The organism is Peterkaempfera griseoplana (assembly GCF_001418575.1).
Lineage (GTDB): Bacteria > Actinomycetota > Actinomycetes > Streptomycetales > Streptomycetaceae > Peterkaempfera > Peterkaempfera griseoplana.
On the sequence record NZ_LIQR01000085.1, the window covers coordinates 790 to 9,082 of the forward strand.

Here is an 8,293-nt window from a genome sequence, read left to right on the forward strand (position 1 = left end):
GACGGCACCACCACCGCCACCGTGCTGGCCCAGGCCCTGGTCAACGAGGGTCTGCGCAACGTCGCGGCGGGCGCCGGCCCGGCCGGTCTCAAGAAGGGCATCGACGCCGCCGTGGCGGCCGTCTCCGAGCACCTGCTCGGCATCGCCCGTGAGATCGAGGGCAAGGACGACATCGCCGCCGTGGCCGCGCTGTCCGCCCAGGACCCGCAGGTCGGCGAGCTGATCGCCGAGGCGATGGACAAGGTCGGCAAGGACGGTGTGATCACCGTCGAGGAGTCCAACACCTTCGGCCTGGAGCTGGACTTCACCGAGGGCATGCAGTTCGACAAGGGCTACCTGTCCCCGTACATGGTGACCGACCAGGAGCGTATGGAGGCCGTCCTCGACGACCCGTACATCCTGATCCACCAGGGCAAGATCTCCTCGATCCAGGACCTGCTGCCGCTGCTGGAGAAGATCCTGCAGGGCGGCGCCAGCCGGCCGCTGCTGATCATCGCCGAGGACGTCGAGGGCGAGGCCCTCTCCACCCTCGTGGTCAACAAGATCCGTGGCACCTTCAACGCCGTCGCGGTGAAGGCCCCGGGCTTCGGCGACCGCCGCAAGGCCATGCTGGGCGACATCGCCACCCTCACCGGCGCCACCGTGATCGCCGAGGAGGTCGGCCTCAAGCTCGACCAGGCCGGTCTGGACGTGCTGGGCAGCGCCCGCCGGGTGACCGTCACCAAGGACAACACCACCGTCGTCGACGGCTCGGGCTCCTCGGAGGAGGTCGCCGGCCGGGTCGCCCAGATCAAGGCCGAGATCGAGACCACCGACTCCGACTGGGACCGCGAGAAGCTGCAGGAGCGCCTGGCCAAGCTGGCCGGCGGCGTCTGCGTGATCCGGGTCGGCGCCGCCACGGAGGTGGAGCTCAAGGAGAAGAAGCACCGCCTCGAGGACGCCATCTCGGCGACCCGCGCCGCGGTCGAGGAGGGCATCGTCGCCGGCGGCGGCGCCTCCCTGGTCCACTCCGCCAAGGTGCTGGAGAACGGCCTCGGCCTCTCCGGCGACGAGGCCACCGGTGTCGCGGTCGTCCGCCGCGCCCTGGTCGAGCCGCTGCGCTGGATCGCCCAGAACGCCGGCCTCGAGGGCTATGTGATCACCTCCAAGGTCTCCGAGCTGGACGCCGGCCACGGCTACAACGCCGCCACCGGCGAGTACGGCGACCTGGTGAAGGCCGGCGTCATCGACCCGGTCAAGGTCACCCGCTCCGCCCTGGAGAACGCCGCCTCCATCGCCTCCCTGCTGCTCACCACCGAGACCCTGGTGGTGGAGAAGAAGGAGGAGGAGGAGGAGGTCGCCGCGGGCCACTCGCACGGTGGCCACGGCCACTCGCACTGAGCCTCCCAGTACTCACCCTCGGCCCGGACCTTCCCAGGAAGGCCCGGGCCGAGGGCGTTTTCCCAAAGGACTGCTTATGCTTGGCGGGTGATCGAGGCACGTCATCTGAGGGTCCTGCGGGCCGTGTCACGGACCGGCTCCTACTCCGCGGCGGCCCGCGAACTGGGCTGCACCCAGCCCGCCGTCAGCCAGCAGATGAAGGCGCTGGAGAAGTCGGTGGAGACCCCGCTGGTGGTGCGCTCCGGCCGCGGGATGCAGCTCACCGACGCCGGACGGGCTCTGCTGAGGCACGCCAACGGCATCCTCGCCGGGCTCACCGCCGCCGAGGAGGAGGTCGCGGCAATCGCCGGGCTGCGGGCCGGCCGGGTACGCCTGGTCTCCTTCCCCACCGCCAGTTCCACCCTGGTGCCCAGGGCGGTCGCCGAGATGCGCGCCTCCCGCCCCGGGGTGCAGGTCTCGCTGGTCGAGGCGGAGCCCCCGGAGTCGCTGGCGATGCTGCGCGGCGGCGAGTGCGAGGTGGCGCTGGCCTTCCGTTACCCGGAGGCGGCGCAGGGCGCCCGTCCTCCCGTGACGGCCGCCCCGGTCGCGGGCGTGGAGACCGCAGGCCATGGATCACGGCGGGAGGCACGGGCCGAGGCCGCTCTGGAGGCCGCCGCCTCGGCCGCCGCCAACGACTGGTCCGACCTGGTGGTGCGCCCGCTGCTGGACGACCCCCTGGTCGGCCTGGTGCCGTCCGGGCACCCGCTGGCCGGGCGCGGCCCCGACGACCCGGTGGAGCTGTCGGAGCTGGCGGGGGAGCAGTGGATCGCCGGCTGTCCGCAGTGCCGGGGGCATCTGGTGGAGCTCTGCGCCGGGGCAGGTTTTGAACCGCGCATCGACTTCGCCACCGACGACTACCCGGCGGTGGTCGGCCTGGTCGCGGCGGGGGTGGGGGTGGCGGTACTGCCCGGACTGGCGCTGGAGCCGGTACGGCAGACCGGGGTCGCCCTGGTACCGCTGGCCCCGCGGGCGGCGCGTGAGGTGGTGGCGCTGACGCTGCCCGACCTGGGGGAGGTGCCGGCCGTGGAGCTGATGCTGGACCGGTTGGCGGGGGCGGCCGCCCAGCGCCGGGGCTGACGCCGGGCCGCGGCCCGGCGGGACCGCTCACGCAGGAGCGGTCCTGCGGTGGATCCCGGCGCCGGGCCGGACCGCCGCCGGTCGCCGGCCCCCGGCCGCGCTGCGACTGCGGCCACCGGGCGCCTCCCACCAGGTCCTGCCCGCGGACGGGCAGGGGAGCGGGTGGCTCAGTGCGGCCCGTGCGACGGGCCGATCAGCGGTACCTCCACCAGCCGGTGGCGGGCCCGGCCCTGGAGCTCCTCGCGCTCGTCCTCGGTCAGCCCGCCCCACACGCCGTAGGGCTCCCGGACGGTGAGTGCGTGCGCCGCACACTGCGCCCTGACCGGACAGCGCATGCACACCTCCTTGGCCGCCTGCTCCCGGGAGGAGCGGGCCGCGCCGCGCTCGCCCTCGGGATGGAAGAACAGGGAGCTGTCCACGCCGCGGCAGGCCGCCGAGAGCTGCCAGTCCCACAGGTCTGCGTTGGGGCCGGGAAGGCGGGAGAAGTCGGCCATGGCTCATCCCCTCAAAGGATTTGGGGCTTAGATGCCGGTGCGTCGACCGTCGAGGCGAGGCTCCGGGGCGTCAGTGCGGACACCTGGAATAAGACCTACAGAGAGATCTATAGGACAAGATGCCCATTGGGTTGCACAACAGACCTCCCCCTAACAAATGCCGCGAAAACGGACCAATGCCGCGCAGTGTGCGGCGGCGTGCCTGTGGCGTGTCCTGGGGGCGGGTGCACTCGTTGGGACTACGCCGGGTCCCGGACCGCCGTCGTGCGGCACGCGGGCCGGGCGGCGGGCGGCGATCGGTAACGGGTCGACCACGTAGAGTGGTGGAGGTGGCCGCCATCCCCGTAACTCATTCGAGTGACGGTCGTTGGGAGTGCGGAGGCGGTTAGCGGGCGCCGGGCGTCGGGAACGATCGCGTGCAAGTGCGAGCGATCAGAACCACAGCCTGTCGTCATTGGCCGTGTCGGTGACGATTCGTACCAGCCAGGAGGCTCAACGTGACGCGGATCAGCTGCGGAGGACGGTCATGACATCCGTTCTCGTGTGCGACGATTCCCCGCTTGCCCGGGAGGCGCTCCGCCGAGCGGTGGCGACCGTGCCCGGTGTCGACCGGGTGACCACGGCCACCAACGGCGAGGAGGTTCTCCGCCGCTGGGTGGCGGACCGCTCCGACCTCGTCCTGATGGACGTCCGGATGCCCGGTCTCGGGGGGGTCGAAACGGTACGGCGGCTGCTGTCAGCCGATCCGGGGGCCCGGATCATCATGCTGACCGTCGCCGAGGACCTCGACGGGGTGGCGCTGGCCGTCGCCGCCGGCGCCCGCGGCTATCTGCACAAGGACGCGTCGCGCGCCGAACTGCGGGCCACCGTGACCCAGGCGCTGGCCGACCCCACCTGGCGACTGGCCCCCCGCCGGCTGCGCTCCCCGGACATGGGCGCGGCTCCCACCCTCACCGCACGGGAGATCCAGGTGCTGGAGGGCATGAGCCACGGGCGGAGCAACGCCGAGATCGGCCGGGAGCTGTTCCTCTCCGAGGACACCGTGAAGACCCATGCGCGCCGCCTCTTCAAGAAGCTCGGGGCGTCGGACCGGGCGCATGCAGTGGCGCTCGGCTTTCGCTGGGGCCTGGTCCGCTGAGAGTCGGGCCGACGGCGCCGGCTCCCGGCGGAACGGCGCAGGTCGTGAGGGGCCGGCCGCACCCCGGAAGGGGTCCCCGCACCGCCTTCCGGCGGACCGGTCGTCCGCTCTACGGTGCGATGTGGGCGGCGGCATGGTGTCAGCGGCGGGCCGAGGACGCACCATAGGAGTATGGAGCACCTCGGGGACCCGCCGCCGGACACCGCACCGCAGGCCGCGACCACGGAGCACGGGGCAGCACATAACGTTCCGGTGCACAAGTCCGGAGCCGGTGCCGCGTTTTCTCGAACGACCAGGCACCATGGACCGATGCGCGACGACGAGGTAGCCGCCCCCGGCGAGGCAGACTTCGGCGGCGCCACGCTCGCAGGAGCGGGCGCCGTGGAGACGCGTCAAGCCAGAGTCGCCGGTCGCCAAGGGGGCGTCGCGGTGCGGAGGGTGGCGGAGAGAGTGCCCGAGCCGACGGTGGTGGGCGACCTGGTCGGCCGCGCCGTCCAGGGCGACGGCCGGGCCACCGATGCGCTGCTCGCCCATGTGCATCCGCTGGTGCTGCGGTACTGCCGGGCGCGGCTGACCAGGCTGCCCGGCGGAGCCAGGCACCATGTCGACGACGTGGCGCAGGACGTCTGCCTGGCCGTGCTGTGCGCACTGCCGCGCTACCGGGACGAGGGCCGGCCCTTCGAGGCGTTCGTCTACGGCATCGCGGCCCACAAGATCGCGGATCTGCAGCGGGCCGCCATGCGCGGCCCCGCCTCCACGGCGGTGCCCGCCGACGTCCTGCCGGAGACGGCGGACGAGTCGCTCGGCCCCGAGGAGCGGGCGCTGCTCAGCAGCGACGCCGCCTGGGCCCGCGAACTGCTGGCCTGCCTGCCGCCCCGGCAGCGGGAGTTGGTGCTGCTGCGGGTCGCGGCCGGCCTCACCGCGGAGGAGACCGGGGAGGTCCTCGGGATGTCCGCGGGCGCCGTACGGGTCGCCCAGCACCGCGCCCTCAGCAGGCTGCGGGCGCTGGCCGAGGAGGCCGAAGGCGCGACCGGCCTCAGCGCCTGATCCGCCCGTCCCCCGCCAGGACCGGTGCGTTCCGCCGCCGGCACCCCGCGCCGCGGGGAGCCGCGCGACGCCTCTCCCGCTCCGCTCGTGGCTGTCAACGCCGCCGCCCGCCCGGGCCCCCGACGGCCCGGGCGCTCGGCCACCCCCGTCCGCCGGGGTGCGTGCCGGGCGGTCGCCCACGGCCGTCAGGCGAGAGGCGGGCCCTGCCGCCCCCGGGGGCGCCGCTGCCCGTGCCGACCGGAGACCGCCCGGTGCTGTGTCAAGGGGGCGGGACGGAAACACTTCGCATCCCAGTAACATGGAGTTCCGGTACCCGGGCGGAGCCTCGGCGTCCCCCGCAGTGTCTCGGTGCCCCCGAGCAGCCCCGTGCAGGTGCCGGTGCGAGCGCGCGGGCGGGCGGAGGCCGGACGACCTCCCTTCCCTCCGCCACATCCGAAGAGATCGCGTCCACCTCCGCACATCGGATCGGTCCGGCCCACCACGGGAAGGTATTCATGTCCTCCAACGCCGCCGGCGTACCCGAGAAGTTCGCCATGCTCGGGCTCACCTACGACGACGTCCTGCTGCTCCCTGGTGCCTCCGAGGTGCTGCCCAACCAGGTGGACACCTCGTCCCGGGTCAGCCGGAACGTCTCGGTCAACATCCCGCTGCTCTCCGCAGCCATGGACAAGGTCACCGAGGCCCGGATGGCCATCGCCATGGCCCGCCAGGGCGGCGTCGGCGTGCTGCACCGCAATCTCTCGGTCGAGGACCAGGTCAACCAGGTCGACCTGGTGAAACGCTCCGAGTCCGGCATGGTGACCGACCCCATCACGGTCCGCCCGGACGCCACCCTGCTCGACGCGGACGCCCTCTGCGCCAAGTTCCGGATCAGCGGTGTCCCGGTCACCGACGCGGCCGGCAAGCTGCTCGGCATCGTCACCAACCGCGACATGGCCTTCGAGTCGGACCGCAGCCGCGAGGTCCGCGAGGTCATGACCCCCATGCCGCTGATCACCGGCAAGGTCGGCATCTCCGGCGAGGACGCCATCGGGCTGCTGCGCCGCCACAAGATCGAGAAGCTTCCGCTGGTCGACGACGAGGGCCGGCTCAAGGGCCTGATCACGGTCAAGGACTTCGTCAAGGCCGAGCAGTACCCCAATGCCGCCAAGGACGCCGAGGGCCGGCTGATCGTCGGCGCCGCGGTCGGCGTCGGCGACGCCGCGTACGACCGGGCGCTGGCCCTGGTCGAGGCCGGGGTGGACTTCCTGGTGATCGACAGCGCCCACGGCCACAGCCGCGGCATCCTGGACATGGTCGCCAAGGTCAAGGCCAACATCCGGGTCGACGTGGTGGCAGGCAACGTCGCCACCCGCGACGGCGCCCAGGCGCTGATCGACGCCGGTGCCGACGGCATCAAGGTCGGTGTGGGCCCCGGCTCCATCTGCACCACCCGCGTGGTCGCCGGTGTCGGCGTCCCGCAGGTCACCGCGATCTACGAGGCCGCCCAGGCGGCCATCGCGGCCGGTGTGCCGGTGATCGGCGACGGCGGCCTGCAGTACTCCGGCGACATCGCCAAGGCCATCGCGGCCGGCGCCGACACGGTGATGCTGGGCAGCCTGCTGGCGGGCTGCGAGGAGTCGCCGGGCGAGCTGCTCTTCATCAACGGCAAGCAGTTCAAGTCCTACCGCGGCATGGGCTCGCTGGGCGCCATGCAGGGACGCGGCCAGGGCAGGTCCTTCTCCAAGGACCGCTACTTCCAGGACAACGTGCTCTCCGAGGACAAGCTCGTCCCCGAGGGCATCGAGGGCCAGGTCCCCTACCGCGGCCCGCTGGCCTCGGTCGTCCACCAGCTCATCGGCGGCCTGCGCTCCTCCATGGGGTACGCGGGCTCGGCCGACATCCAGGAGCTCAAGGACAAGGGCCGGTTCGTCCGGATCACCGCGGCGGGGCTCAAGGAGAGCCACCCGCACGACATCCAGATGACCATCGAGGCGCCCAACTACCACGGCCGCTGACCCGCACGGTCCGCCCGCCCGCCGCACCTCCTGCGGCGGGCGGGCGCCGTTCCGGGATACTGGTGTACGGCTGCGGGTGCGGAACCCCGGCCGGTTCGGACGAAGACAGCGGAAGGGCTCGAAGTGACCGAGATCGAGATCGGGCGGGGAAAGCGCGGCCGGCGGGCATACGCCTTCGACGACATCGCCGTCGTCCCGAGCCGGCGTACCCGCGACCCCAAGGAGGTCTCGATCGCCTGGCAGATCGACGCCTACCGCTTTGAACTGCCCTTCCTGGCCGCCCCCATGGACAGCGTGGTCTCCCCCGCGCAGGCCATCGCCATCGGCCGGCTCGGCGGCCTGGGCGTCCTCAACCTCGAAGGTCTCTGGACCCGTTACGAGGACCCCGAGCCGCTGCTCGCCGAGGTCGCCGCACTGGCCGACGAGCGCGCCGCCACCCGGCGCCTCCAGGAGATCTACGCGGAGCCGATCAAGCCCGAGCTGATCGGGCAGCGGATCAAGGAGGTGCGGGACTCCGGTGTGGTCACCGCCGCCGCCCTCTCCCCGCAGCGCACCGCCGAGTTCTCCAAGGCGGTCGTGGACGCCGGGGTCGACGTCTTCGTGATCCGTGGGACCACGGTCTCGGCCGAGCATGTCTCCGGCGCCGCCGAGCCGCTCAACCTCAAGCAGTTCATCTACGAGCTCGACGTCCCGGTGATCGTCGGCGGCTGCGCCACCTACACCGCGGCGCTGCACCTGATGCGCACCGGCGCGGCCGGTGTGCTGGTCGGCTTCGGCGGCGGCGCCGCCCACACCACCCGGGCGGTGCTGGGCATCCAGGTGCCGATGGCCACCGCCGTCGCCGATGTCGCGGCCGCCCGCCGTGACTACATGGACGAGTCCGGCGGCCGCTATGTGCACGTCATCGCGGACGGCGGGGTCGGCTACAGCGGCGACCTGGCCAAGGCCGTGGCCTGCGGCGCGGACGCGGTGATGATCGGGGCCGCGCTGGCCCGCGCCACCGACGCCCCCGGCCGGGGCCACCACTGGGGCATGGAGGCCGTCCACGACGAGCTGCCGCGCGGCAAGCGGGTCCACCTGGGCACCGTGGGCACCACGGAGGAGATCCTGCTCGGCCCCTC

The 8,293-nt window shown here is 72.8% G+C and carries 7 protein-coding genes; 6 read left to right on the forward strand and 1 reads right to left on the reverse strand.

What is annotated here, in order from left to right:
• A partial coding sequence (gene groL, locus AOK09_RS06745; protein ID WP_055586201.1) for a chaperonin GroEL occupies positions 1 to 1,380 on the forward strand: 1,380 nt, incomplete at its 5' end.
• 87 nt (positions 1,381 to 1,467) lie between these two features.
• Entirely contained in the window at positions 1,468 to 2,496 is a 1,029-nt protein-coding gene (locus tag AOK09_RS06750) for a LysR family transcriptional regulator (RefSeq protein ID WP_055586202.1), read from the forward strand.
• A gap of 167 nt (positions 2,497 to 2,663) precedes the next feature.
• On the opposite strand, the gene AOK09_RS06755 is transcribed toward AOK09_RS06750, so the two are convergent.
• Positions 2,664 to 2,990, reverse strand: a complete 327-nt coding sequence (locus tag AOK09_RS06755; protein ID WP_055586203.1) for a WhiB family transcriptional regulator — start codon at positions 2,988 to 2,990, stop codon at positions 2,664 to 2,666.
• 526 nt (positions 2,991 to 3,516) lie between these two features.
• Between AOK09_RS06755 and AOK09_RS06760 the strand changes: the two genes are divergently transcribed.
• The 4 genes from AOK09_RS06760 to AOK09_RS06775 all read left to right on the forward strand — a co-directional run.
• Entirely contained in the window at positions 3,517 to 4,128 is a 612-nt protein-coding gene (locus tag AOK09_RS06760; protein ID WP_014136228.1) for a response regulator transcription factor, read from the forward strand.
• 309 nt (positions 4,129 to 4,437) lie between these two features.
• Positions 4,438 to 5,175 (forward strand): RNA polymerase sigma factor ShbA, encoded by a 738-nt coding sequence (gene shbA, locus AOK09_RS06765; protein ID WP_079062812.1) that lies wholly within the window; start codon positions 4,438 to 4,440, stop codon positions 5,173 to 5,175.
• Positions 5,176 to 5,669: 494 nt separating this feature from the next.
• A complete protein-coding gene (guaB, locus tag AOK09_RS06770; RefSeq protein ID WP_055586205.1) occupies positions 5,670 to 7,172 on the forward strand; it encodes an IMP dehydrogenase in 1,503 nt (500 codons plus the stop codon).
• Between the two features lie 123 nt (positions 7,173 to 7,295).
• Positions 7,296 to 8,293: GuaB3 family IMP dehydrogenase-related protein (locus AOK09_RS06775; protein ID WP_055586210.1), on the forward strand; the 998-nt coding region annotated here is incomplete at its 3' end.

Coding starts and splice junctions, on each gene's coding strand:
- AOK09_RS06755 (WP_055586203.1), bottom strand. CDS start 2,990: ATGGCCGACTTCTCCCGCCTTCCCGGCCCCAACGCAGACCTGTGGGAC.
- AOK09_RS06760 (WP_014136228.1), top strand. CDS start 3,517: ATGACATCCGTTCTCGTGTGCGACGATTCCCCGCTTGCCCGGGAGGCG.
- shbA (WP_079062812.1), top strand. CDS start 4,438: ATGCGCGACGACGAGGTAGCCGCCCCCGGCGAGGCAGACTTCGGCGGC.
- guaB (WP_055586205.1), top strand. CDS start 5,670: ATGTCCTCCAACGCCGCCGGCGTACCCGAGAAGTTCGCCATGCTCGGG.